The sequence below is a fragment of the Stenotrophomonas terrae genome, from assembly GCF_039674165.1.
Taxonomy (GTDB): domain Bacteria; phylum Pseudomonadota; class Gammaproteobacteria; order Xanthomonadales; family Xanthomonadaceae; genus Stenotrophomonas; species Stenotrophomonas terrae_A.
The window spans coordinates 104,381-127,716 of record NZ_JBDJMY010000009.1 but is presented as its reverse complement, the minus strand read 5'-3'; the positions used below and the strand labels follow the sequence as shown (position 1 = coordinate 127,716).

Genomic DNA, 23,336 nt, shown 5'->3' with positions numbered 1-23,336 from the left:
GCATGGCTCGGCACTACAGTGCGGGATTGCTGGTAAAGCCTCTGAGCATGGCTCGGCACTACGAGTGCGGGATTGTTGGTAAAGCCCCTGCCGAGCATGGCTCGGCACTACAGTGCGGGATTGCTGGTAAAGCCTCTGAGCATGGCTCGGCACTACGAGTGCGGGATTGTTGGTAAAGCCCCTGCCGAGCATGGCTCGGCACTACAGTGCGGGATTGCTGGTAAAGCCTCTGAGCATGGCTCGGCACTACGAGTGCGGGATTGTTGGTAAAGCCCCTGCCGAGCATGGCTCGGCACTACGGGGGCTTAGTCCTTGGTGACGCGGTTGATCTCGGCCAGGCTGGTGGTGCCCTGCGCGGCCTTAATCAGCGCTGACTGGCGCAGGTCATTGATGCCGATCTTCTGCGCAGCGTCGGCGATATCCATCGCGTTGCCGCCCTGCAGGACGATCGCCGCGATGTCATCGGTCATCGGCATCACCTGATAGATACCGGTACGGCCCTTGTAGCCCTCCGTACATTCATCACAACCCACCGGCTCGAACAGATTGATGCCCTTGGCGATCTGCTCAGCGGTATAACCCTCGGCCAGCAATGCATTCTCCGGCAACTGGGTCGGACGCTTGCAGTTCGAGCACAGGCGCCGCGCCAGGCGCTGGGCAATCACCAGGGTCACCGACGAGGTGATGTTGTAGGGCGCGATACCCATGTTCATCAGACGCGCGATGGTCTGCGGCGCATCGTTGGTATGCAGCGTTGACAGCACCATGTGACCGGTCTGCGCGGCCTTGATCGCGATTTCCGCGGTCTCAAGGTCACGGATTTCGCCGACCATGATGATGTCCGGATCCTGTCGCAGGAACGAACGCAGCGCGGCAGCGAAGGTCATGCCGCGTTTGTTGTTCTGCTGCACCTGGTTCACACCGGGCAGCCGGATTTCAACCGGGTCCTCGGCGGTGGAGATATTGCGGGTCTCGTCATTGAGGATGCCCAGCGCGGTATATAGCGACACCGTCTTACCCGAACCGGTCGGCCCGGTTACCAGCACCATGCCGTAAGGCTTGTGGATGGCATCCAGGAACAGCTTCTGCTGGTCCGGCTCATAACCAAGCTTGTCGATGCCCAGCTTGGCAGCGCTGGCGTCAAGGATACGCAGCACGATCTTTTCGCCGAACAGCGTCGGCAAGGTACTGACACGGAAATCGATCTGCTTGCTCTTGGACAGGTTGAGCTTGATGCGACCATCCTGAGGCACCCGCTTTTCAGCGATATCCAGCTGCGCCATCACCTTCAGACGCGCGGCGATACGCTGGTTCAGCTTCACCGGCGCCTTGGCGACGCTCTTGAGCAGGCCATCGATACGGAAGCGCACCCGGTAATCATCTTCATAAGGCTCGAAGTGGATATCCGAAGCGCCCTTGCGGATGGCATCGACCAAGGCTTTGTTGACGAACTTGACGACCGGGGTGTCATCGCCTTTGGCATCCACACCGGTGTCGCCACCGCTGCCCATGTCCTCGTCACCGGCGGCGACGTCCAGGTCGCCCATGCCCTCATCGTCACCGCCAAGGCTGTCGCCCAGCGAGTCGTTGCTGGCCAGCCACAGGTCCAGGGTGCGGCGGATCTGCTCCTCGTCGACCAGGATGGGCTCGACCACCAGGTTGGTCTGGAACTTGATCTCATCCAGCTGCTGGGTCGGGTTGCTGGTACCCACGAACAGCTTGCCGCCACGCTTGAACAGCGGCAGCACCTGATGCCGGCGCAGCAATTCCTCGCTGACCAGCTTCATCGCGTTCTGGCTGGCATCAAACACCGACACATCCAGCAAGGGCATGCCGAATTCCATGGCGTTGGCAGCAGCCATATGCGCGGCGCTCACCAGCTTCTTGTCAGCCAGCCACTGCGCCAACGGCACCTTGGCGTCGCCTGCCTGGGTCATGGCCGTACGGGCAACAGCCTCGTCCAAGGCACCATCCTGGACCAGCCGGCGGGCGATGCCGGTGATTCCGACGAGGTTTACGTTGGCAACATTCATTGAGGCGTCCCCTGAAAGCAGCCCCCAGATTACCTCAAGCCCCTGTAAACCGTCAGTCCATCCGCACCCAGGCCGGCAACCCGGCTACTATGGCGGCGGGGAGAACTACCGGTAATCAAACGTGCGTGAACTGAGCATCATCCTGCCTGCGAAGAACGAGGCCGAAGGGTTGAAACGGACCCTGCCCGAACTGCGCGCAGCGTATCCGTCCGCCGAGATCATCGTGGTCGATGACGGGTCAACCGACCAGACCGCCGCCATCGCCCGCGAACAAGGCGCCAGCGTGCTGAGCAGCCCGTACTCGATGGGCAACGGTGCGGCGATCAAGCGCGGCGCCCGCGCCGCGAACGGCCAGATCCTGGTCTTCATGGACGCCGATGGTCAACACAGCGCTGGCCATATCGCCCAGCTGCTGGCCAAGCTGGACGAAGGCTACGACATGGTCGTCGGCGCCCGCGACAGCAGCGGCCAGGCCAATCTGCATCGGGGCTTGGCCAATGCCTTCTACAACAAGCTTGCCAGTCATATGACCGGCCACCGCATTGACGACCTCACTTCCGGCTTCCGCGCCGTGCGCGCCGAGCGCTTCCGCGAATTCCTGCACCTGCTACCGAACGGCTTCAGCTACCCAACCACCAGCACGATGGCGTTCTTCCGCAGCGCCTACCCGGTGGCCTATGTGCCAATCCCGGTAGCCAAGCGTGTCGGTAATGGCAGCCATATCCGGCCGATCAAGGATGGCATAAGATTTTTGCTGATCATTTTCAAGATCGCGACGCTGTATTCGCCGATGAAGTTGTTTGGGCCAATCGCATTGACCTTCTTCATGACAGGCGCTGCCTACTACGGCTATACGTTTGCGACTGTGCATCGGCTGACGAACATGAGCACTTTACTGTTCAGCGCCGCGGTCATTATTTTCTTGATCGGACTCATTTCAGAGCAGATAACCAATCTTACTTATCGTCGTGACAGCTGAAGGCCAAGCAGATACCAGTCCAAGCACATGAAAGATCAGATTCCAGCAGAGCAGACTACTTATTCTGAGAGAATGGGGGTCATAGCACCTGCCTTGGGGTGGGCGCCGCCGCTTCGTTACCTGCTGCGCCGGGCACGCATTCTGTCCCTACTCAAGAAATGTCGCCCGCCCGCAGCACTACTGGAAATCGGTTGCGGTGCCGGAGCACTATTGTGCGACCTGAGCCGCATGGGTTACGACGCAAAGGGGCTTGAGACCTCTTTGAAGGCACTTTCGATGGCGACACAGCTGGCGAATGCTGTACAAAGTACACACAGCGTGCTGGCGAGCCCTGAGTCTGGCTGGCACGGAAAATTCGACATCGTTTGTGCTTTCGACGTCCTCGAACATATCGAAGACCACGATGCCGCACTTCAAGAGTGGCTGCAATGGCTTAGCCCCAAGGGGTCTCTGATTATTTCAGTGCCAGCTCACCGATCACGCTGGGGAGCCGGCGATGTGTGGGCAGGCCACTGGCGCCGCTACGACCATAGCGAATTGAGAGAATTGATTGCTGCGCACGGCCTGAAAATTGAGTACTTCGAGTGCTATGGATTCCCCCTGGCAAATGCTACTGAAGCGCTGGGCAATATCGCGTATAAAAGAATGCTGAATAAAGCGGAGAGCCAGTCAAAGGGCGATGCCACCGCCTCCAGTGGCGTAGATCGCCGCAGCTATCTTAAATTGAACAGGTGGATCAACACCTTGTCAGGTAGAGCAATCATATCCTTAGCCGACGGCTTGCAGTCTTTGACCAAAGGCCGCAACTGGGGCAGTGGCTACCTTGTCATGGCTAGTCGCCAATGAAACTTGCGTGGCGAATTTGCAGCCTCCTGGTGTCGCTGGCGTTAGGCGGATATTTCTTATGGTTCTGCTTGCAGCACCTGGACCTCAACACTCTGATAGCAACGCCAAACAAGACAAGCGTGCTCGGCGCACTGCTCGCGGCCAGCCTCTGTTACACAGCCATATATCCTCTGACTGGACTGGCGTGGCGCCAACTACTTCTGCGCCAGGGACAGAACTGGAGTCCCACGCAACTCACCGTATTTATCGGCATTACCCAACTGGCGAAGTATGTGCCCGGAAACATCGCGCAGCACATCTGCCGCGCGGCCTATTCGTTCAAGCACGGGATGCTGATGCGGCCATATGCCACGACAATCGTCCAGGAAACCTTGCTGGCCGCAGCCGCCAGCGTTCTGATCGGCATATTATTTCTGGCACCGGCGACTTGGCACTCTACCGTAGGCCATTACAGACCCGTCCTCCTCACTGCTCTAGCTTTGAGTTGCATTGGCATTCTTATTTTCTGCATCAATGTACCCCCAAGTAGTGCTCGCAAAAATGGACCTATAAGCAAGTTCCTCTACATGACTGGCGGCCTCCCCGGTCCGTCAACTACGCTAAAAGCACTGGCCGCATACAGCTGCAATTACCTGATCATTGGTATTGGGATATGGCTGCTGGCACTGGCGCTTAGTCTATCCAGCGTAAGCTACGGGACCGCCACTTCTGCTTTCGCCATAGCGTGGATCCTTGGCTTTCTGGCTCCTGGCGCACCTGCTGGCCTTGGCGCGCGCGAGGGCGTAATGCTACTGGTACTGACAGGAAATGGCAGTGATGAAAAAATTCTCCAGCTGGTAATGCTCTCACGAGCCAGCACCATGCTTGGCGATCTGATTGTCTTTTCGGCCAGCGTACTACTTTCCAACCATATAAATAGAAAAAAGCAGATGCTGACATGAGAATAGACCTGGAGCCAACCGGCGAACGCGTCATTGAGGATGTGTACATGCATTCAATCGGAGCTTATACGATCTATGCAATGCACGCCGCCAGCTACGGCTTCGTCGAGAAACTGTGCAGTGAAAAGAAGGTGCTCGACCTTGGTTGCGGCTCAGGATACGGCGCCATGCGCCTTTCCAAGACTGCGAACGAAGTACACGGCGTAGACGTCGCGGAGGATGCAATTTCATACGCAAAGGAAAGATTCAAAAATGCGAATCTGCACTTCCGTAAAATTGACCCCAGCAAACAGCTCCCGTTCGCTACCGCCTCCTTCGATGTTGTACTTTCATTTCAAGTCATAGAGCACGTCAGTGACGAAGATGGCTATCTACGCGAGGCCAGGAGACTTCTCAAGCCGGGCGGCACCTTGGTCGTCATCACACCCGACAGAAAGAACCGATTGCTCCCAGGTCAAAAGCCATGGAACAGATGGCATCTGCGCGAATATGACATGAGCACTCTCGTCAAACTCATCAATCGGCACCTGACGGTGACACAGGCATTGCAGATGGGAGCCCGCCGGGAAATTGCGTCCATAGAAATAAAGCGATACTCACGCACCAAATGGCTCTGCCTTCCCGCCACACTCCCCGGCATGCCAGATTTTATCCGTATCGGTGCGCTCAACCTTGTCCACCGTGTCATCGGGAAATTCAAACCAGCCCACTCCGTTGCAATTCAAAAATTCGAGTTCGATGAGCACGACTTTATCATTGGCGAGAACCAAGAGAATTCCCTGAATTTGGTTGTAACAGCACAGCTTGCAAAAAATGCCAGAGACTGAGCCACCCATCAAAAAAATATATATCGCTGGCGCGGGATTGCGCGGAGACGGCTATCCGAATGCGTGGAACACAGTAAAAATACTTACCTGCCTGGACGATTTAGCTGTAATCGACCACAGTTGCTGGCTACCCCAAGACGTCAAGCTGTGGAAACTCGCTAGTGGATCGAAAGCAGACGCCTTGGTTGGCGTCACAAGAATTGCTAGCTCAAATCTTATATCGCTTGCCAAACTGCTGGCACGCACTCCAGCCAGAAGCCTCACTTACGTCCCGTACCCAGGAATATTCATTCTCTGGCTGGCATCATGGCTACCTGAAAGAATCCGCCCACGATTCATTTGCGACGCCTATATAACCGTATGGGACTCTCTGTATCAGGATAGAAATCTCGGAAACAGCAAGAGCACCGCTTCTCGAATACTGCTCTCCATTGAGTCGCGTGCACTTCGCACCGCTGAAATGGTAGTTTCAGACACAACCAAGAACGCCGAACACATCAGCCTTACATTCGGCGTGGCGCGGGACCGGATTCGCGCCCTGCCCTTGGCGCTGCAACCGCTCCCCGACCGCCCTCGCCCGCCCAAAAAAAACGATGATGACAACAGGGTGAACGTCATTTTCGTTGGAACTTTCGTGCCCCTGCAGGGAACCACCTTAATAGCGAAATCCATCCACGCCTTGCGCAACGCCCACGATATCGAGTTCACGTTGATCGGAGATGGGCAGCAAGCGACCGACGCCAGTCCTTGGCTTGGAGCAAATCAGTCCGTCACATGGCTACGCGCATGGCAACCAAAGGAAGTTATCGCCAAGAATATTGAGCAATCGGATATTTGCCTCGGCGTATTTGGCGGGGACGGCAAGGCAGCCAGAGTGCTGCCATTTAAAATCTACTCAGCCCTCGCTGCAGGCAAGCCTGTCATATCACAGGACAATTACGGTTTACCGGAGAACACTCCGCCCCCCCCTCTAATGGCAATCTCAAGCGATGTAGATTCGCTGAGCAGTGCCATCCAGACGCTAGCTAATGCGCCGGACCAAAGAAGAGAGATGGGTGCCGCCGCCGCCGTTTATCACCAAAAATACCTATCCAGCGAAGCGCTTACGCTCATCTGGAAAGGAGTTATTAATAAACTTATAAACTCAACTGCACCAGAACAGTGAATTTACTCAACGCATAGCGGACTCGAAAGACAGCGGTGCAATCCACCAGTATCTATTGTAGCTTGCGCGACTTCGCCGCCTCAATATCCAGCCAATCCGCCACATCTGAATTACCCCCTTCCCTGAGGCGCTCACTTAACGACTGCAGATACCCCGGGTAAGGGGCGGCACCATCCACTGCCCGCACCAGCAAGCGTTTAGCCCGCGCCGTGTCATTCTGATATTTCAGCGCATGAAGCGCGACGGCCCCATAACTATACGGCGGCATTGGTTTCCGCTCAAAGAGCATGTCAAAAGCACTAGACAGCGCAGAATCATCCATCCTCACGCCAGCCATACGTCGATCTAGCAAGCGAAACATGGCGCCCACCGTTTCGTGACCAATAGGTCGATCCCGAAGGCGAAACTGCAGCCGACTCCACCACTCCGGCTTGACCGGCAGGTTGTTCTCAGCATGCAACAGAATCAATGACTGCTCCGCAAGAACAGTCGCCCAGTCCATTTTCGATTCACGCTCCAACTCAGCGACCGCAAAACCAAAAAATGGCGAATCAACATCACCGTCCGACATCGCGTTGTATAAAATCCCGAGATCTTGCGCAGCACGTGCTGAATCAGGATTCACGTGCGTCAACTCCGTTGAAAGCAGCAGCACGTTACCCCAGGTAGCTGCCCGTACTACCCCAAGAAATCCCACACCCAACACCAGCGCTGCGACAGCAGCTATTTTTATACCAGGGCCGTCGCGCACAGGAATACGCCGCACCAGGTCAGCTGCCGCCAACAGAATACCCAATATCGCAAAGTAATTCCTATGCTCGAACACCAACTCCAGCGCCAATACATTGCTAGTAATTGCATGACTGACAAAGAACCACAACAGACCCAAACTAAACAACGGGGCACGCCTGCGGAATATCCAAGCGACTGCAAACAGCGCAAGCAATAGGAGCGCACCGGCAATAGTAGTAATCGGCTCAAACAGCCCACGTGACGCCTGAAGATCATCGTAATAGAACGACATGAGCGCAGGCGAGGGAAATAGAATCTGCCCGAGATACATCGGTAGCACACGAAGCTGAGTCAGCACACGCTCGCCAGCGGTGAAATCGCGTATCGCATAGGCTTGCGGAGCCGTGTAGGCCGGAATCACCACCGCAACAAACACGACCAACACGATCAAGCAACCGATCGCGTAACCCCAACGCCAAAATCGCTTTTGAGCTGATGTGTACCCATCAAAGCGGAGTAGCGTCAACTCCAGCGCCAATGTGTACAACGGCAGCAACAACGCAGTTTCTTTCGCCCCGAGCGCCATTAACAGCAATGGCGCGCACAGAGCAAGCCACACCCAGCCTCGGGCACCCTGTATCTGCGCCTGGCGACCACGCAAGTAAGCCAACAGCGCCAGCAAGACAAACATCAGCGACAGGGTTTCCATGCGCTGCACTACATATAGCACGGTGGAAACTTGCAAAGGGTGCACGGCCCATAGCAGCGCAATTGCAGCAGCTGACCAACGCAGAAGCCGCCCCACCCCCGCCAAAGCGAGCAATCTGACACATAGTGCATACACCAAGATTGTATTTACCAGGTGAACTAGCAACCCACCCAGTTTCCAACCCCATGGATTTAAACCATCGAGAGCATAATTAAGTGAAAAGCTCAACATCGCCAGCTGGCGACCAGTACCGCCTGGATCAAAGCTAAAGGCAGCTCTCCACAGCTCGCCGAAGCCAAGAGCCTCGACATGCACCCTGCTGTTATCCACCAACGCAGGAAAATCATCAAATATGAAAGGCCCGCTCAATCCTGGCCAATAAACAGCAGCAACCACCACCGCTAATGCAGCCAACCCAACGGAGCGAATTAACGCCATACGACCGACCATTCCCAGCCCTTTAATCGCTAAGCGCATCTCGCCAAATATAATCAGCTGCAACCAGCCGGATACAGCTTGGATGAGATACTAGCATCCACTTTACATTGCCAAGCCCCGGAAGCGGAACGCGCAATCTCAATAGTCTTTCCCGCGATCAATGGACTGCCTTTCAAGCGGCAACGGATAAACCCCGCATCTCCCGAGTCCATTGACAGATCGCACCGCGGCGTAGTCGGAGGAAGCCCAATATCAACAAGATCGAAGGTTGCAACGCTCTCGACAAGCACATGCGATTCGAACCCTGTTTGGCCACCACGAATGTCAGCCAGACCCGCAGTAACCTGCGCCTTCGCTACGTAATTCTGGTATGCCGGCAACGCTACTGCCGCCAGAATAGCAATAATTGCAACAACGATCATCAACTCAATCAAGGTGAACCCTTCATTCCTGCTCATCCCCCCCCCCCCTTTCTATCGAATCGATATACCAGAAGTCCAATTTTTAACAAAAAGAAAGGGGCGATATCCGCCCCTTTCCTTACAACAAGTAATAAAAATTACTTGGTGCAACCAGCCGGCAGGAACTTGGAATCAACAGCACCGGTTGCGGTGCAGTTCCATGCGCCAGAAGCGTCACGGGTCAGCAGAACAACCGAGCCGGCGACCTTCGGATTGCCCTTCAACGTGCAAGAGATCTTCTGGTTTGCAGCATCTGCCCAAGCGCCAGTTACAGCGATAGCGCAACGCGGGGTAGAGGAAGCCAGACCCAGCGAAAGCGCGGTCGGAGCGGTGGTCTGGGTACCCGACTGGATGCCCTCTTCGAACGCGGTGATACCACCACGAATGTCAGCCAGACCAGCGGTGACCTGCGACTTGGCGACATAGTTCTGGTAAGCCGGCAGCGCGATGGCGGCCAGGATGGCGATGATCGCAACAACGATCATCAGTTCGATCAGCGTAAAACCCTGCTGCTTCTTCATTAGGTACATCCCCTAGAGGTTTTTAATAGTTGACGAGGGTGAAAGCCGCATAGGCAGACTCCCTCCCATGCGGGGTAGTGCAAAGCAGGATGCATGCCAAGTTTCAGACAGCTCCCCAGCTCCCCACCACAATGATGGCAGCAACGCTCAGGAATGGAAGCCCCCAGCTCCGGTTTTGCCCGCCACACCCCTTTGTGACGCAACACGTCACTTTGTGACACACCCCGCCTTTCGATAGCAACAATCGCTCTGAGCCGGCTATTGGATACGTGCCAGTTCGTATCGAAGCAGATACCATGCAGACAGATGCCCGGCCTGGGGAAGGCTTGGGCGGGGAGCCCAAACCGATGTCCGCCACTCGTAATGCAGTCAAGAACGACCCCATAGCGCGCAACACCAATCAGTTGCTGCCGTTTGTCTGGGAGGGAACAGACAAACGCGGCGTGAAGATGAAGGGTGAGCAGCAGGCAAAGAACCTGAACATGGTTCGCGCGGAGCTGCGCAAGCAGGGAATCACCGCGACCGTAGTAAAGCCAAAACAGAAGCCTCTGTTTGGCGCTGCCGGCTCAAGAATCACGGCCAAGGAAATCGCGTTCTTCAGTCGCCAGATGGCGACAATGATGAAGTCCGGCGTGCCGATTGTGAGTTCGCTTGAAATCATCGGCGATGGGCAAAAGAACCCACGGATGAAGAAGATGGTCGGCCAAATCAGGGCCGATATCGAAGGCGGCTCGTCGCTTTATGAGGCGATCAGCAAGCACCCGGTGCAGTTCGATGAGCTGTACCGCAACCTGGTGAAGGCCGGCGAAGGCGCCGGTGTACTGGAAACCGTGCTTGATACGGTTGCTAACTATAAAGAGAACATCGAAGCGCTGAAGGGCAAGATCAAAAAAGCGCTTTTTTACCCGGCGATGGTTGTTGCCGTAGCGCTGTTGGTGAGCTCCATCCTGCTGGTTTGGGTGGTGCCGCAGTTCGAGGACGTGTTCAAGGGCTTTGGCGCCGAACTGCCTGCGTTCACCCAGATGATTGTGGGCCTTTCGCGATTCATGGTCGCATGGTGGTGGCTCATCTTGATCGTCCTAGTTGGATCAATAGTTGGCTTCCTATTTGCCTACAAACGCTCGCCAGCCATGCAGCACACGATGGACAAGCTGATTCTGAAAGTGCCTATCATCGGCCAGATCATGCACAACAGCGCAATCGCCCGGTTCGCGCGCACGACTGGCGTGACCTTCAAGGCCGGTGTCCCGCTGGTTGAAGCGCTCGGCATCGTTGCTGGCGCCACCGGCAACAGCGTCTACGAAAAAGCGGTTCTGCGAATGCGCGACGACGTCGCCGTCGGCTACCCGGTCAACATGGCGATGAAACAGGTCAACCTGTTCCCGCACATGGTCATCCAGATGACCGCCATCGGCGAAGAAGCCGGTGCGCTGGACGCGATGCTGTTCAAGGTTGCCGAATATTACGAGCAGGAAGTGAACAACGCGGTTGACGCGCTGAGCAGCCTGCTGGAACCCATGATCATGGTATTCATCGGCACCATCGTCGGCGGCATGGTCATCGGCATGTATCTCCCCATCTTCAAACTGGCATCCGTGATCTAACACATGGCATTTCTCGACCAGCATCCCGGTCTCGGCTATCCCGCCGCGGCCGGACTGGGACTGCTGATCGGCAGCTTCCTCAACGTGGTGATCCTGCGCTTGCCCAAGCGCATGGAGTGGCAGTGGAAGCGCGATGCGCGCGAAATCCTCGAAGAGCCCGATATCTATGAGCCGCCGCCGCCGGGCATCGTGGTGGAGCCGTCGCACTGCCCGCACTGCAAGCACAAGCTGAGCTGGTACGAGAACATTCCGCTGTTCAGCTGGCTGATCCAGCGTGGCAAGTGTCGTCATTGCCAAGCGCCGATCTCCATCCAGTACCCGATCGTGGAACTGGTCACCAGCTTGATGGTGCTGGCCAGCGTCTGGCAGTTCGGCTTCGGTTGGCAGGGCTTTGGCGCCATCGTGCTGAGCTGCTTCCTGGTCGCGCTGTCAGGCATCGACCTGCGCACCCAACTGCTACCCGACCAGCTCACCCTGCCACTGATGTGGCTGGGCCTGATAGGCAGCATGGACAACCTCTACATGCCCGCCAAACCGGCGCTGCTTGGTGCCGCGGTCGGCTACTTGTCGCTATGGACGGTGTGGTGGTTGTTCAAGCAGATCACCGGCAAGGAAGGCATGGGCCATGGCGACTTCAAGTTGCTGGCCGCGTTGGGCGCCTGGTGCGGACTCAAGGGCATCCTGCCGATCATCCTGCTGTCCTCCCTGGTCGGCGCCATTATCGGTTCGATCTGGCTGTACTCGCGCGGGCGCGACCGCGCCACGCCGATTCCATTCGGCCCCTACCTGGCCATCGCAGGCTGGCTGGTCTTCATGTGGGGCGACCAGATGATAGGCGGCTACATGCGCCTGGCAGGGCTACAGCAATAATCAATCACCAGCGACAATGGCCCCTTCGAGGGCCATTGTTGTTTTGGAGTCATTGCATGAGCAATTTCATCGTCGGACTGACCGGCGGCATCGCCTCGGGCAAGAGTGAAGTCAGCAGGCGCTTCGAGGCCCTGGGCATCACCGTGGCCGATGCGGATGTTGCAGCGCGCGAGGTTGTCGCGATTGGCAGCCCCGGCCTTGCGGCGATTGCAGAACTGTTTGGTGCCGAGGTTCTGCAGGCTGACGGCAGCCTGGACCGGGCCTACCTGCGTCAGCGCGTATTCGCCGATCCCGATGAACGCCGCGCACTGGAAGCGATCACCCATCCGGCCATCCGTGCCCGCGTGCGCAGCATCTGCGAAGCAGCGAGCAGCCCCTATTCGATTGCAGCCATTCCGCTACTCACGGAAGCCGGAGGCAGACCAACCTATCCGTGGCTGCAACGTGTTCTGGTAGTAGACGCACCGGAAGAAGTCCAGCATGCACGCCTGCTCAGTCGCGACAATATCGATGCGGCACTGGCCGAGCGCATGATCCAGGCGCAGGCCAGCCGCGCGCAGCGCCTGGCATTGGCCGACGATGTGATCGTCAACGATGGCCATCCTGATGCGTTGCAGGCACATATCGAAGTGCTGGATGCGCGTTATCGGAAGCTTGCGGCGCCGCGTTGATTCAAGCCATCCGCCGGGGCGCCCTGATCCCTGCGCCGCACCTCAAATGCAGCTCGTCATGAGCAGCCGCGATATCGAAATTCAGCCGGAATCACTTGGGGGTACGGGCCTGCTACGTGCCCGTGGGGGCGGCGCAAGCTGCGAAGTTAGCGTTATCGTAATCTCTTCATCTGATGATTTCTTTGCTTCGCGGCTTACGCCACTCCTACAAAAAAATCTATGCCGGTGGCCTTGCGTCGGTTTGCGGGTGACTCGAATGCTCACGTGCATAGCATTGCGCTCTGCTCCCCTGCCCTTGCGACAGTGCCAGGTCGTTCGATCAACAGCGCAGCTGTGGCTCGCAAACTGCTCCTCTCACCACGCACGCACGCAGGAGGCCAGCACCTCTGCGATCACCATGATCAGGGCAGTTCAGGCGCAAATGTCAGCGTCGCAATCACTCCGCGCTCCTTGCCCGGCCGGATATCCACCTGCCAGCCATATAGCGCGCACAGTCGGCTGACGATCGACAAACCGATCCCCCCGCCCTGCGAATGGCCAGCGTGGGTGCCGCGATAGCCGCGCTGGAACAAGCTTGCAGCATCTTTCTCGCTCAGCCCCGGGCCGTTGTCGATGACTTCCACCGCATTTGCCCCCACCCGCACCAGCACCCGACCTTCCTGCGAATACTTCACCGCATTGCCGATCAGGTTGCCCAGCGCCACCGACAACGCCGACTCTGGCGCATCGACTACCAGCTCGCGCGATCCTTCCAGCACCAGCTCCAAGGGCTTGCCACCGAGCTGGGCGCGGTGCGATTCCAGCAACTGCTCGGCAACCCGGGCGACATTGCTGCTGCCCTGCGCGCGCTCGTTGCGCGACAGCAGGAGCAATGAGCCAATCAAGTCACTGCACTGCTGTTCGGCGCGCTGGATGCGCTGCAGACGCTGCAACACTTTTTCATCCAGATTTGGCCGGGCCAGCAACAGCTCGGTAGCACCGCGGATCACAGCCAGCGGCGTACGCAGCTCATGGCTGACGTCGGCATTGAACTCGCGGTCGCGCTGGACCACTTCGGTCAGGCGCTCGGAATAGTCATCCAGCGCCTCAGCCAACTGGCCGACCTCGTCGTCCGGAAAACGCGGTGCCAAGGGCTCGGGGTGCTTGGCACCGCCACGGTAGGCGCGCAGCCGGGATGCCAAGTCGGACACCGGCCGCATCACCCGCGAGGCGGACCACCAGCCCAACACCCAGGACAGCAGACTGAAGATGATTACCGACAGGAACAGCGCGCGGTTGAGTTGCTGCTCACCACGAAGCGCCTGGCCCATGTCGTAAGCAATGAAGAACCACGCATCCGGTGTTTTACGCACACCTACCTTGTAGGAGAAAGGTTTGCCTTCGGCATCCTCGCCATTGATCGTATGAATGCCGTCCTGCAACCCTTCCCATTCGGGATAGTCACGGCGCAGCCCGTCGAGCTTGTCCGGCCGGAACAAAAAGGCCCGCATCTGCTGCACCGGAGCAACCACATCGGTGCCGCCACTGCGCATGTAGCTCTGCCAGGAAGCGTCGAGGTTGCGATTCATCACATCCTCTACCAGCTGGTTTTCCACACGCATCCGCGCCCAGTTCGTGGCGAAGGCGAACAGCGTGGTCAGGCAGAAGCCCAACAATACGAACGAAACGATGATGCGGCTGCGCAGACGCCGACGGTAGCGCCCACGCCTGCGCACGACCTCAGGCAGGACTGTTTCAGGCATCGGGTGCAGAGATACGGTAACCAATGCCATGACGGGTCTGGATCATCGGCACTTCGAAGGGCTTGTCCACCACCGCACGCAGGCCATGGATATGCACGCGTAGCGAATCCGAATCGGGCAGCTCCTCACCCCAGACGCGGGTTTCCAGCTCCTGACGGGTAACCACAGCAGGCGACGCTTCCATCAACGCCTGCAGGATCTTCAGTGCGGTCGGGTTGAGCTGCAGCAGCTTGCCCTGCCGGCGCACTTCCAGTGTATCCAGGTTGTATTCCAGGTCCCCCACTTCCAGCACGCGGGTATGTGCACCCTTGCCACGCCGCGACAATGCGTTGAGCCGCACTTCCACTTCCTGCAGCGCGAACGGCTTGATCAGGTAGTCATCGGCACCGGAATCAAAACCGGCCAGCTTGTTGTCCAGCGAGTCGCGGGCAGTGAGCATGAGCACCGGCGTCTGCTTGCGTGCATCGTTGCGCAGCTTGCGGCAGACCTCGATGCCATCCATGCCTGGCAGGTTGAGATCGAGCACGATCGCGTCGAACTCGTGCACCACGGCCAGATGCAGGCCGGTCACGCCATCAGCGGCGAAATCGACCGTATGCCCGCGATCCTCAAGGTAGTCACCAAGATTGGCGGCAATGTCACTGTTGTCTTCGATTACAAGAATGCGCACGTGGGCGATTACCTTATGTCTTGAAAAGTACAGGCGGACTCAAAAGTCCGCTTGCGAGGAATTACAGCACACCCATCGTTAACTTCTTACATCCGGATGACGGCCGGTAGCCACACATTTATGCAGCTACCCACCTGCCAATCAACACTCAGTTGCCGACTTTTACGTCCTTGCCACTCTGCATAGACCGCATATAGCTCTGAGAGTTCTGCTTCATGCGCTCACGCTCGGCGACTGTAAAACACTGGCTCGTTGCCATCTGCGAGCCAAGAGTCTTCTCACGGCGACAGATCAGCCGGCTGTCTTCCCGTGCCTGGGTAAGCAAATTATTGACAAGTTCCTGGTCGTTGAAGGCCGCGACTTTTTTCTCGGGTGAAAGCGACTCGACGCTACCTTCACCGACGAGTGAGGACATGCGCTCAAGCGCCTCGAGCACCCGGCCGCGGTTCTCGGCAGATATCTCGCTATAGACCTCCCCACCCCGCAGATCGGCTTGAACCTTCTGCTGCTGGACCTGGAAAGACTCGCCGGAGCGCAAGGGAAGCTCTGCAGGCTTCGCAAAAACCACTACAGGGGTAGCCAAAACCAATAAAAGCAATAACTTACGTGCCATACCGACTCTCTCAGTGGATTTGACTAACTCTAGCGCTGCCGTCGTCATACAACAACAGCAGGGCAATCGGGCAAAAACAAGGCCCTGGCGAGAACCGCCAGGGCCTTAAAAATTCCCGATCACCGGACCCACTGAGGAGGGCTGGGCACAGTGGAAACAGGCTAGGGCCAGCCGGATTAAAGGCTTGTTAAAACCATGCAAACAAATTGCATTCCCGGCCTCAACGCTTGAGGCTGGTCACGTATTCGATCATGCGCCCGGCAATATCGTCCCCCGACACCCCTTCGATGCCCTCCAGCCCAGGGGTCGAATTGACCTCCAGCACCAGCGGCCCGCGCTTGGAGCGGATCAGGTCGACGCCGGCAATCCCCAGGCCCAGCGCCTTGGCCGAGCGCACCGCCACCTGCTGTTCGGCCTTGCTGCACTGCACCCGTTCGGCACTGCCGCCGGCATGAAGATTGGAACGGAAGTCACCGTCCTGAGCCTGCCGGCGCATGGTTGCCACTACCTGGTCGCCCACAACAAGGCAGCGCAGGTCCGCGCCCTGGGCCTCGGCAATGAACTCCTGCACCAGAAAGTTGGCGTACAGCCCCCGCAGGGCTTCGACGGTGCCCTTGGACGCGCTGAGCTTTTCTGTGAGGATCACCCCCCTGCCCTGGGTACCTTCGCTGAGCTTCACCACATGCGGCGGCGGCCCCAGCATCGACAGCAGGTCGTCGGTATCGTCCGGGTTGTCGCCAAACACCGTCACCGGCATGTCGATACCCTTGGCGGCGAGCAGTTGGTGGGCACGCAACTTGTCGCGCGCGCGCAGGATCGCATCGGAAGGATTGGGGGTGCGTGCGCCCATCATCTCGAACTGCCGCAGAACGGCCGTGCCATAGCGGGTGATGGACGCACCGATACGCGGAATCACCACGTCTATCCCGGTCAGCGCCTTGCCCTTGTAGTGCATGCCAAAGCCGCTGGACGTGATGCGCATATAGCAGCGCAGCGGATCGAGTATGCGCACCGTATGGCCACGCGAACGGGCGGCTTCGACCAGGCGGCGGGTCGAGTACAGCTTGGTATTACGGGAAAGAATGGCCAGTTTCATCGCGGCGGGAGTGGTCTGTAGGCGCGCAGCATATCGCGGCGTTACCGGTTCCGGATGATCTGAAACGAGGAGTTTGCAGCAGGACTTCAGCGCACGGTTGGCAAGCCTGTTGCTGCCCCCGACCCCTTCGATAATCGGCCAAGCATGGAGCGGGCGAAGGGAATCGAACCCTCGTCAGTAGCTTGGGAAGCTACAGCTCTACCATTGAGCTACGCCCGCGTTGGCGAGCGTGAAGTCTATGCGCCACGCTGGGACAAAGCAACGCCCGCAACTGTCCGTTTCCGCCGCTCCCAGGCCGCCTTGCGCGCCTGATCGGGTACCACTGGCGTTGCCCGGAAAGGCGGCACCAGCACCCGTCCTGCAGGCACATCAGCTGTTACCCCACATGCAAAAAGAGGCGATGCCGCAGATGCGGCACCGCCTCCCACACACAACGTCGTAGTCAATTGCTACTACGGCAACTCAGAAGCTGCCGCCGAAACTGGCGAACACGGTCGCATCACGTGCGGACTTCTGCATCGTGGTGGTGCTCAGGCCGATATTGCTGTCCAGGCCCCACAACTTGAGGCGGGCGCCAAGCACGGCGGTGGCGTAGTTGCGGTCGAACTCCAGCCCCGGCACCTTGTACATGCCCACGTCGGCCAGGGTCTGCAACCAGGCACCGGCCTGCTTGCCGTCCTCGAACTCGTGGTCATAGGTGACCTGCACGTACGGCTGCACGCTGGCGCCGTCGAAGCGGGCCTGCCAACCGATCCGGCCCACGGTCGAATCCAGGTCCTGGTCGCCATAGCCCAGCGCGGTGGCGCTGGCGTTGCTCTCCACATAGCCGTCCAGCTTCACCTTCTGCCAGATCACCGCCGCTACCGGACCGTGGCGGAAGCCACCGGCCTGGCCGAACTCGTAACCGGCATTGATGGCTGCGGTCAGGTTGCTGCCGTCCGGCGAGCCCTTGTGCTCACGGGTAGCCGGGCCCAGCTGCACTTTGCGGGTCACGTCATAGCCCAGCCAGCTGTAGCTCAACTGGCCGTTGACCCAGGCGCGCTCGCCGTACCAGCCAGCGAACAGGCCCAGGGTGGTGTCGTCCTGGGTGAAGTCACCCTTGCTGTTGCCGAAGTCGGCGTCCATGCGGCCGTAGCCGGCAAAGCCACCGAGCACCAGGCCGTCGCGCGTCCAATCCACACCGAACAAGCCAGCCGGGGCCATGCCGTCGTACAGGTCGGCATGTGCATAGCGCTGCATGTCGCCACGCAGGTTGCCCCACCAGCTCAAACCATCAGCGGGGCGCGGACCCACATGTGCACCCACCTGATCGGCGCGGGCGCGGCCGGTGGTCTGTGCCGAATGGCTCAGCACCTGCTGCAGGCGCGGTGCTTCCAGCACCGAGATGGCGTACTGGCCGAGGATCTGATGGGCAGCGGTGGTCGGGTGCACGCCATCGGCAAACACATAGGTGTTGTTTGCATTGGGTGCTGCCAGGCTCAGCGGCGAGCAGGTGACCGACGAGGCCGAGGTGCAGGCCATGTTGCTGACGTTGGTGAAGCCATAGGTGCCGGGGTTGCCGACGATTTCCTGCAGGATGGTGAAGGTATCCACCGGGATAACCTGCAGACCGGCCTGCTTCAGGCCACCAAACAAGGCATCGTTGTAAGCCTTGGCCAGCGCGGTGCCCTGCGCCATGCCCATGGCACCGCCGGCGCGCGAGGCCGGGGTCAAACCGATATCGGGCAGGTTCGGCACCATCACATACTCGGCACCCGCAGCCTTCAATGTGCCGACAATACCGATCTGGTCGGTCACGGCTGCACCGATGATGGCCTGCGCCTGCGCCGGTGCGGCCTGCACCGCAAACAGATCATTGGCACCGCCCCACACCGTGTACAGCGCATTGGCGTCGGCCTTGCCGCCATTGGCAGCCAGATAGGTCGCCATCTGCGTCTTCATCGATGGCGTCGCGCCCAGCGCACCCACCGAGTCCACACCCACGCGGGCACCACCGACGGCGTAGTTGTCACCGGTCTGGCCGTTGCCGTTGGGGCTGGCATTGGTGCCGTACTGGTCGGCCACATAGTCCGCCCACACCCAACCCGGGTTGGTGGTGAAGCGGCCAACAAGGGCGGCATTCGGGTCCAACTTCATCAGCACCGGGCGGAAGTAGCCGGTATCGGTCAGGCTGTCACCGAAGAACACCGTCTTGGAATACGGCGACTGCGCCATGGCCGGCGCTGCAGCCAAGGCGATGGCAACAGCCACGGCAGCGCGCAGCGGGCGAAGGGATAGGGACATGTTCAACTCCTGGGTGGGGAAAACCGGCGGACATACGCCGCCGCACGTTGTTATGTTTTCATTACTGCGTAAGACGCACACGCTGCGCTGCCGCAAACTGTGCCCGTGGCTGGGCTTTTGGGGCGGCGCTGGCGAGAATGGCGACATGAACATTCATCTGAATGGCGAACTCCGCCAAGTCGAACCTTCCCTGTCATTGATCGAGCTGCTGGCCGCCGAAGGGCTGGGCGAGCGCCGCGTGGCGGTGGAGATCAACGGCCAGATCGTGCCGCGCAGCCAGCATGCGGCCCACCCACTGCAGGACGGTGACGTGGTGGAAATCGTGCATGCGCTGGGTGGTGGTTGAGGGTCGCGCAGCGGTAGTGCCGAGCCATGCTCGGCAGAGGCGTTCCCAGCGATGTTTGAAATGCTTGTGGGAGCGGCGTAAGCCGCGAAGCTAGCAGCGTTGAAAGCCCCCTCCCCCTCGCTGCACGAAAGGCAGGGAGCGGTGGCTTGCTTGCTCGCTTCACCTGTAGAGCCCAGCCATGCTGCGCTGGGACATTGCCGGTCAGGCCTCTGCCGAGCATGGCTCGGCACTACGGGTCGGCGGGATGGGTGATAATTCGGGCATGAATGCACATGTCCCCACCGACTCGCTGGTCATCGCCGGCAAGACCTATTCCTCCCGGCTGCTGACCGGCACCGGCAAGTTCAAGGATCTGGAAGAAACCCGCCTGGCCACCGAGGCCGCCGGCGCGCAGATCGTCACTGTGGCCATCCGCCGCACCAATATCGGCCAGAACCCCGGCGAGCCCAACCTGCTCGACGTGCTGCCGCCGGACCGCTACGCCATCCTGCCCAATACCGCCGGCTGCTACACCACCGAGGACGCCGTGCGCACCTGCCGCCTGGCCCGTGAGCTGCTCGACGGCCACAACCTGACCAAGCTTGAAGTGCTCGGCGACCAGAAAACCCTGTACCCCGATGTGATGGCCACGCTCAAGGCCGCCGAACAGCTGGTCAAGGACGGCTTCGACGTCATGGTCTATACCTCCGATGACCCGATCCTGGCCAAGCGCCTGGAAGAAATCGGCTGCGCTGCGGTGATGCCGCTGGCCGCGCCGATTGGTTCGGGCCTGGGCATCCAGAACAAGTACAACCTGATCGAGATCATCGAGAACGCCAAAGTGCCGATCATTGTCGATGCCGGCGTCGGCACCGCGTCCGACGCGGCCATCGCGATGGAGCTGGGCTGCGACGGCGTGCTGATGAACACCGCCATTGCCGGTGCCCGTAACCCGGTGTTGATGGCCAGCGCCATGCGCAAGGCCGTCGAAGCCGGCCGCGAGGCCTTCCTCGCTGGCCGCATCCCGCGCAAGCGCTATGCCAGCGCCTCCTCCCCGCTAGATGGGCTGATCGGCTGATGACCAATCCTTTTGACAGCGCGGGCTCCAAAGCACCGCCCAAGCCCTTCACCGTGACCGAAGGCCGCCGCGAGATCCGCAGCTTCGTGCTGCGCCAGGGCCGCTTCACCCCGGCCCAGCAGCGTGCGTTTGACGACCGCTGGCCGCGCTTCGGCATCGACTTCAACGGCGAGCCGCGCGATCTGGACGCCACCTTTGGCCGCAACGCGCCCAAGGTGCTGGAAATTGGCTTCGGCAATGGCGCCGCGCTGCGCTACGCCGCACAGTTCGACACCAGCAAGGACTACATCGGCATCGAGGTGCACGCACCGGGCGTTGGCCGCCTGCTCAATGCGCTGGCCGATGACAATGCCGACAACGTCAAGCTCTACCACCACGATGCGGTCGAGGTGCTGGAGAAGGAAATCGCCGACGGCGCGCTTGATGAGATCCGCATCTATTTCCCCGATCCCTGGCACAAGAAGCGCCACAACAAGCGCCGCCTGGTGCAGCCGGGCTTCGCCGAGCTGCTGGTGCGCAAGCTGCGGCCGGGTGGTCGCCTGCACTGCGCCACCGATTGGGAGGACTATGCCGAGCAGATGTGGGACGTGCTTGATGCCACCGCTGGACTGGTCAACCGTGCCGGCCCACGTGGCGCGGTGCCGCGTCCGGACTGGCGCCCGCAGACCCACTTCGAGACCCGCGGGCAGAAGCTCGGCCACGGCGTCTGGGACCTGCTGTACGACAAGCCAGCCACCACCGACGCTGGCTGAGGACTGAGGGCGTGATGACAGTTGCAAGCCACAACCCGCTTGATCCACACGCTGGCCATGCAGCGTTGATGGCAGACTGCGTTGTCATCCCGTCCCTGCTCTCCTTCTCCAAGCACCTGCCCTGATGGATACCGCGCTGACGCTCACCACCGATATGAAGCTCGTGCTCGGGCTGGTGGGTTTCACGATGGCGATGTTCCTGTTCGAGCGCATCCGCGCCGACGTGGTGGCGCTGGTGGTGATGGTAGTGCTGGGCGTCACCGGCTTGATTGCACCGGAGGAAATCTTCGGTGGTTTCTCCGGTAACGCGGTGATGAGCATCATCGCCACCACCATTCTTGGCGCCGGCCTGGACCGCACCGGCGCCTTGAACCGGCTCGCGGGCTGGTTGCTGCGGCGCTCGCACGGGCTGGAACAACGGCTGTTGCTGTTGACCACCGCCACCGCCGGCTTGAACTCATCGTTCATGCAGAACCCGTCGGTGATGGCCTTGTATCTGCCGGTCGCCTCACGCCTGGCCTCCCGCACCGCACTCACCCTGAAGCGCCAGTTGTTGCCGATCTCGGCAGCGATCGTGATGGGCGGTGCGCTGACCATGGTCGGCAATTCGCCGCTGATCCTGCTCAACGACTTGTTGATGTCAGCCAACAACAACCTGCCCTCGGGCACTGCCACCATCGAGCCACTGCGCATGTTCGCGCCGCTGCCGATCGGTGTTGCCCTGCTGATCGCCTCGCTGGCTTATTTCCGTTTTTACGGCAGCCGCAAGCTCAAGGAAGAAGAGAGCGAGAACGAAGACGGCCAGGCACCGGCCCGCACCGAAAGCTATTTCGCCAAGTCCTATGGCATTGAAGGCGACGTCTTCGAACTGCTGGTGACCGCCGAAAGCCCGCTCGTCGGCATGACCGTCGGTGAAGCCGAGAACCTGTTCGACGCCCCGCTGCTGCTGGCACTGAAAACAGGCGATGACACCCGTTTGTCACCACCGGCTGACATGCGCATCTGGGTTGGCAGCGTGATCGGCGCCATGGGCCCGCGCCAGCAGGTGTCCGACTTCGCCCAGAACCAGTTCCTGCGCATGTCCTCACGGCTGAAGCCGCTGGGCGACCTGTTCAACCCTGCCCGCGCCGGTATTTCCGAGGCTGTGGTGCCGCCAACTTCGAAGGTGATAGGCAAGACCGCCGGCGAGCTGCGCCTACGCAAGGAACGTGGCATCAGCCTGCTGGCGATCAACCGCGACAAGCAGGTGATCCGCGAGGACGTGCGCAACACGCCGCTGCGCGCCGGCGACATGCTGGTCTTCCACAGCATCTGGCAGGACCTTGCCGCAGCGGCGGAAACCCGTGATTTCGTGGTGGTCACCGACTACCCGAAGGGCGAGCAGCGCCCGCACAAGTTCAAGATCGCGATGGCCATCTTCGCCATCACCATCATCATCGCGCTGACCTCGCACCTGCCGGTTGCGCTGACCCTGCTCACCGGCGTGGCCGGCATGCTGTTGACCGGCGTGCTGCGCATGGACGAGGCCTACGCAGCGATCAACTGGAAGACCATCTTCATGATGGCCGGCCTGATTCCACTGGGCTGGGCGATGGACAGCAGCGGCGCGGCGGCGTGGATTGCCGGCCATACCATCGACAAGCTGCCCAGCGGCATTCCAGTGTGGGTACTCGAAATCGCGCTGGCATTGTTGACTACCGCGTTCTCGCTGGTGATCAGCCATGTCGGCGCCACCATCGTGATGGTGCCCATTGCAGTCAATCTTGCGCTGGCCGCGGGCGGCAACCCCACCGCGTTCGCCCTGATCGTGGCCTTGTCGGCGTCCAACAATCTGATGACCGCCTCCAACCCGGTCATCTCGATGGCGATGGGCCCAGCCAAATACACCCCGCGCGAAATGTGGCGCGTCGGTGGGCCGCTATCGCTGCTTTACACCGCGATCGTGGTGATCATGATCAACATCATGTTCTGAGCAAGGGC

21 protein-coding genes and 1 tRNA gene are annotated in these 23,336 nt (G+C 59.6%); 12 read left to right on the top strand and 10 right to left on the bottom strand.

The features are described 5' to 3' along the window. Window positions 1–305 precede the first annotated feature (305 nt). Window positions 306–2,033, bottom strand: coding sequence for a type IV-A pilus assembly ATPase PilB (gene pilB / locus ABE493_RS06435; protein WP_346498111.1), 1,728 nt, complete (start codon window positions 2,031–2,033; stop codon window positions 306–308). Window positions 2,034–2,154: 121 nt separating this feature from the next. On the opposite strand from pilB, the gene ABE493_RS06430 reads away from it, so the two are divergent. The 5 genes from ABE493_RS06430 to ABE493_RS06410 are packed head-to-tail and all read left to right on the top strand — an operon-like array spanning window position 2,155 to window position 6,791. After that, window positions 2,155–3,012, top strand: coding sequence for a glycosyltransferase family 2 protein (locus ABE493_RS06430; RefSeq protein WP_346498110.1), 858 nt, complete (start codon window positions 2,155–2,157; stop codon window positions 3,010–3,012). Between the two features lie 27 nt (window positions 3,013–3,039). After that, window positions 3,040–3,858, top strand: coding sequence for a class I SAM-dependent methyltransferase (locus ABE493_RS06425; RefSeq protein WP_346498109.1), 819 nt, complete (start codon window positions 3,040–3,042; stop codon window positions 3,856–3,858). Continuing rightward, complete coding sequence (locus tag ABE493_RS06420; RefSeq protein WP_346498108.1) at window positions 3,855–4,799, top strand: lysylphosphatidylglycerol synthase domain-containing protein; 945 nt, start codon at window positions 3,855–3,857, stop codon at window positions 4,797–4,799. The genes ABE493_RS06425 and ABE493_RS06420 overlap by 4 nt, the downstream gene beginning before the upstream one ends. After that, window positions 4,796–5,626 carry a class I SAM-dependent methyltransferase gene (locus tag ABE493_RS06415; RefSeq protein WP_346498107.1) on the top strand — a complete coding sequence of 277 codons (831 nt, stop codon included), beginning with the start codon at window positions 4,796–4,798 and terminating at the stop codon, window positions 5,624–5,626. The genes ABE493_RS06420 and ABE493_RS06415 overlap by 4 nt, the downstream gene beginning before the upstream one ends. Next, window positions 5,613–6,791: a glycosyltransferase gene (locus tag ABE493_RS06410; RefSeq protein ID WP_346498118.1), complete on the top strand. Its 1,179-nt coding sequence runs from the start codon at window positions 5,613–5,615 to the stop codon at window positions 6,789–6,791. Before ABE493_RS06415 ends, ABE493_RS06410 begins: the two co-directional genes overlap by 14 nt. Window positions 6,792–6,843: 52 nt before the next feature. Here the strand turns inward: ABE493_RS06410 and ABE493_RS06405 are convergent, their stop codons facing one another. The 3 genes from ABE493_RS06405 to ABE493_RS06395 all read right to left on the bottom strand — a co-directional run bounded on the left by ABE493_RS06405 (window position 6,844) and on the right by ABE493_RS06395 (window position 9,652). Beyond that, a complete protein-coding gene (locus ABE493_RS06405) occupies window positions 6,844–8,733 on the bottom strand; it encodes a hypothetical protein (RefSeq protein ID WP_346498106.1) in 1,890 nt (629 codons plus the stop codon). Beyond that, window positions 8,724–9,128 carry a pilin gene (locus tag ABE493_RS06400; protein ID WP_346498105.1) on the bottom strand — a complete coding sequence of 135 codons (405 nt, stop codon included), beginning with the start codon at window positions 9,126–9,128 and terminating at the stop codon, window positions 8,724–8,726. Before ABE493_RS06400 ends, ABE493_RS06405 begins: the two co-directional genes overlap by 10 nt. Before the next feature lie 101 nt (window positions 9,129–9,229). Then, complete coding sequence (locus tag ABE493_RS06395) at window positions 9,230–9,652, bottom strand: pilin (RefSeq protein WP_346498104.1); 423 nt, start codon at window positions 9,650–9,652, stop codon at window positions 9,230–9,232. A 347-nt stretch (window positions 9,653–9,999) separates the two neighbouring features. On the opposite strand from ABE493_RS06395, the gene ABE493_RS06390 reads away from it, so the two are divergent. From ABE493_RS06390 to coaE, 3 genes are read left to right on the top strand one after another with little or no spacing between them, the layout of a single operon-like run. Further along, window positions 10,000–11,256 (top strand): type II secretion system F family protein, encoded by a 1,257-nt coding sequence (locus tag ABE493_RS06390; RefSeq protein ID WP_346498103.1) that lies wholly within the window; start codon window positions 10,000–10,002, stop codon window positions 11,254–11,256. Between the two features lie 3 nt (window positions 11,257–11,259). Beyond that, complete coding sequence (locus ABE493_RS06385) at window positions 11,260–12,126, top strand: prepilin peptidase (protein WP_346498102.1); 867 nt, start codon at window positions 11,260–11,262, stop codon at window positions 12,124–12,126. 56 nt (window positions 12,127–12,182) lie between these two features. Beyond that, the gene (gene coaE, locus ABE493_RS06380; RefSeq protein ID WP_346498101.1) at window positions 12,183–12,797 is read left to right on the top strand and encodes a dephospho-CoA kinase; all 615 of its coding nucleotides are present in this window, start codon (window positions 12,183–12,185) and stop codon (window positions 12,795–12,797) included. Between the two features lie 401 nt (window positions 12,798–13,198). Here coaE and ABE493_RS06375 read toward each other — a convergent pair whose 3' ends face one another. The 6 genes from ABE493_RS06375 to ABE493_RS06350 form a co-directional block, all read right to left on the bottom strand. Then, window positions 13,199–14,539 carry a sensor histidine kinase gene (locus tag ABE493_RS06375; protein ID WP_346498100.1) on the bottom strand — a complete coding sequence of 447 codons (1,341 nt, stop codon included), beginning with the start codon at window positions 14,537–14,539 and terminating at the stop codon, window positions 13,199–13,201. Then, a complete protein-coding gene (locus ABE493_RS06370; protein ID WP_057629745.1) occupies window positions 14,532–15,209 on the bottom strand; it encodes a response regulator transcription factor in 678 nt (225 codons plus the stop codon). The genes ABE493_RS06375 and ABE493_RS06370 overlap by 8 nt, the downstream gene beginning before the upstream one ends. A gap of 148 nt (window positions 15,210–15,357) precedes the next feature. After that, window positions 15,358–15,822, bottom strand: coding sequence for a hypothetical protein (locus ABE493_RS06365; protein WP_346498099.1), 465 nt, complete (start codon window positions 15,820–15,822; stop codon window positions 15,358–15,360). Window positions 15,823–16,042: 220 nt separating this feature from the next. Beyond that, the gene (rimK, locus tag ABE493_RS06360; RefSeq protein ID WP_346498098.1) at window positions 16,043–16,918 is read right to left on the bottom strand and encodes a 30S ribosomal protein S6--L-glutamate ligase; all 876 of its coding nucleotides are present in this window, start codon (window positions 16,916–16,918) and stop codon (window positions 16,043–16,045) included. 145 nt (window positions 16,919–17,063) lie between these two features. Continuing rightward, a tRNA-Gly gene (locus tag ABE493_RS06355) sits at window positions 17,064–17,137 on the bottom strand. 243 nt (window positions 17,138–17,380) lie between these two features. Next, window positions 17,381–19,168: an autotransporter outer membrane beta-barrel domain-containing protein gene (locus tag ABE493_RS06350; RefSeq protein ID WP_346498117.1), complete on the bottom strand. Its 1,788-nt coding sequence runs from the start codon at window positions 19,166–19,168 to the stop codon at window positions 17,381–17,383. Between the two features lie 178 nt (window positions 19,169–19,346). Here ABE493_RS06350 and thiS point away from each other — a divergent pair, with 178 nt between their 5' ends. The 4 genes from thiS to ABE493_RS06330 all read left to right on the top strand — a co-directional run bounded on the left by thiS (window position 19,347) and on the right by ABE493_RS06330 (window position 23,328). Continuing rightward, a complete protein-coding gene (gene thiS / locus ABE493_RS06345; RefSeq protein ID WP_346498097.1) occupies window positions 19,347–19,547 on the top strand; it encodes a sulfur carrier protein ThiS in 201 nt (66 codons plus the stop codon). A 262-nt stretch (window positions 19,548–19,809) separates the two neighbouring features. Continuing rightward, on the top strand, window positions 19,810–20,604 hold the full coding sequence (locus ABE493_RS06340) for a thiazole synthase (protein ID WP_346498116.1): 795 nt from the start codon (window positions 19,810–19,812) through the stop codon (window positions 20,602–20,604). Beyond that, complete coding sequence (trmB, locus tag ABE493_RS06335; protein WP_346498096.1) at window positions 20,604–21,356, top strand: tRNA (guanosine(46)-N7)-methyltransferase TrmB; 753 nt, start codon at window positions 20,604–20,606, stop codon at window positions 21,354–21,356. Before ABE493_RS06340 ends, trmB begins: the two co-directional genes overlap by 1 nt. A 124-nt stretch (window positions 21,357–21,480) precedes the next feature. After that, window positions 21,481–23,328, top strand: coding sequence for an SLC13 family permease (locus ABE493_RS06330; protein WP_346498095.1), 1,848 nt, complete (start codon window positions 21,481–21,483; stop codon window positions 23,326–23,328). Window positions 23,329–23,336 lie beyond the last annotated feature (8 nt).

What these genes read in the sequence shown, in the direction of transcription:
- ABE493_RS06390 (WP_346498103.1), top strand. Translation starts at nt 10,000, where the DNA reads ATGTCCGCCACTCGTAATGCAGTCAAGAACGACCCCATAGCGCGCAAC.
- rimK (WP_346498098.1), bottom strand. Translation starts at nt 16,918, where the DNA reads ATGAAACTGGCCATTCTTTCCCGTAATACCAAGCTGTACTCGACCCGC.
- ABE493_RS06420 (WP_346498108.1), top strand. Translation starts at nt 3,855, where the DNA reads ATGAAACTTGCGTGGCGAATTTGCAGCCTCCTGGTGTCGCTGGCGTTA.
- ABE493_RS06410 (WP_346498118.1), top strand. Translation starts at nt 5,613, where the DNA reads ATGCCAGAGACTGAGCCACCCATCAAAAAAATATATATCGCTGGCGCG.
- ABE493_RS06375 (WP_346498100.1), bottom strand. Translation starts at nt 14,539, where the DNA reads ATGCCTGAAACAGTCCTGCCTGAGGTCGTGCGCAGGCGTGGGCGCTAC.
- ABE493_RS06385 (WP_346498102.1), top strand. Translation starts at nt 11,260, where the DNA reads ATGGCATTTCTCGACCAGCATCCCGGTCTCGGCTATCCCGCCGCGGCC.
- ABE493_RS06330 (WP_346498095.1), top strand. Translation starts at nt 21,481, where the DNA reads ATGGATACCGCGCTGACGCTCACCACCGATATGAAGCTCGTGCTCGGG.
- ABE493_RS06425 (WP_346498109.1), top strand. Translation starts at nt 3,040, where the DNA reads ATGAAAGATCAGATTCCAGCAGAGCAGACTACTTATTCTGAGAGAATG.
- coaE (WP_346498101.1), top strand. Translation starts at nt 12,183, where the DNA reads ATGAGCAATTTCATCGTCGGACTGACCGGCGGCATCGCCTCGGGCAAG.
- ABE493_RS06395 (WP_346498104.1), bottom strand. Translation starts at nt 9,652, where the DNA reads ATGAAGAAGCAGCAGGGTTTTACGCTGATCGAACTGATGATCGTTGTT.
- thiS (WP_346498097.1), top strand. Translation starts at nt 19,347, where the DNA reads ATGAACATTCATCTGAATGGCGAACTCCGCCAAGTCGAACCTTCCCTG.
- ABE493_RS06340 (WP_346498116.1), top strand. Translation starts at nt 19,810, where the DNA reads ATGAATGCACATGTCCCCACCGACTCGCTGGTCATCGCCGGCAAGACC.
- ABE493_RS06365 (WP_346498099.1), bottom strand. Translation starts at nt 15,822, where the DNA reads ATGGCACGTAAGTTATTGCTTTTATTGGTTTTGGCTACCCCTGTAGTG.
- trmB (WP_346498096.1), top strand. Translation starts at nt 20,604, where the DNA reads ATGACCAATCCTTTTGACAGCGCGGGCTCCAAAGCACCGCCCAAGCCC.
- pilB (WP_346498111.1), bottom strand. Translation starts at nt 2,033, where the DNA reads ATGAATGTTGCCAACGTAAACCTCGTCGGAATCACCGGCATCGCCCGC.
- ABE493_RS06400 (WP_346498105.1), bottom strand. Translation starts at nt 9,128, where the DNA reads ATGAGCAGGAATGAAGGGTTCACCTTGATTGAGTTGATGATCGTTGTT.
- ABE493_RS06415 (WP_346498107.1), top strand. Translation starts at nt 4,796, where the DNA reads ATGAGAATAGACCTGGAGCCAACCGGCGAACGCGTCATTGAGGATGTG.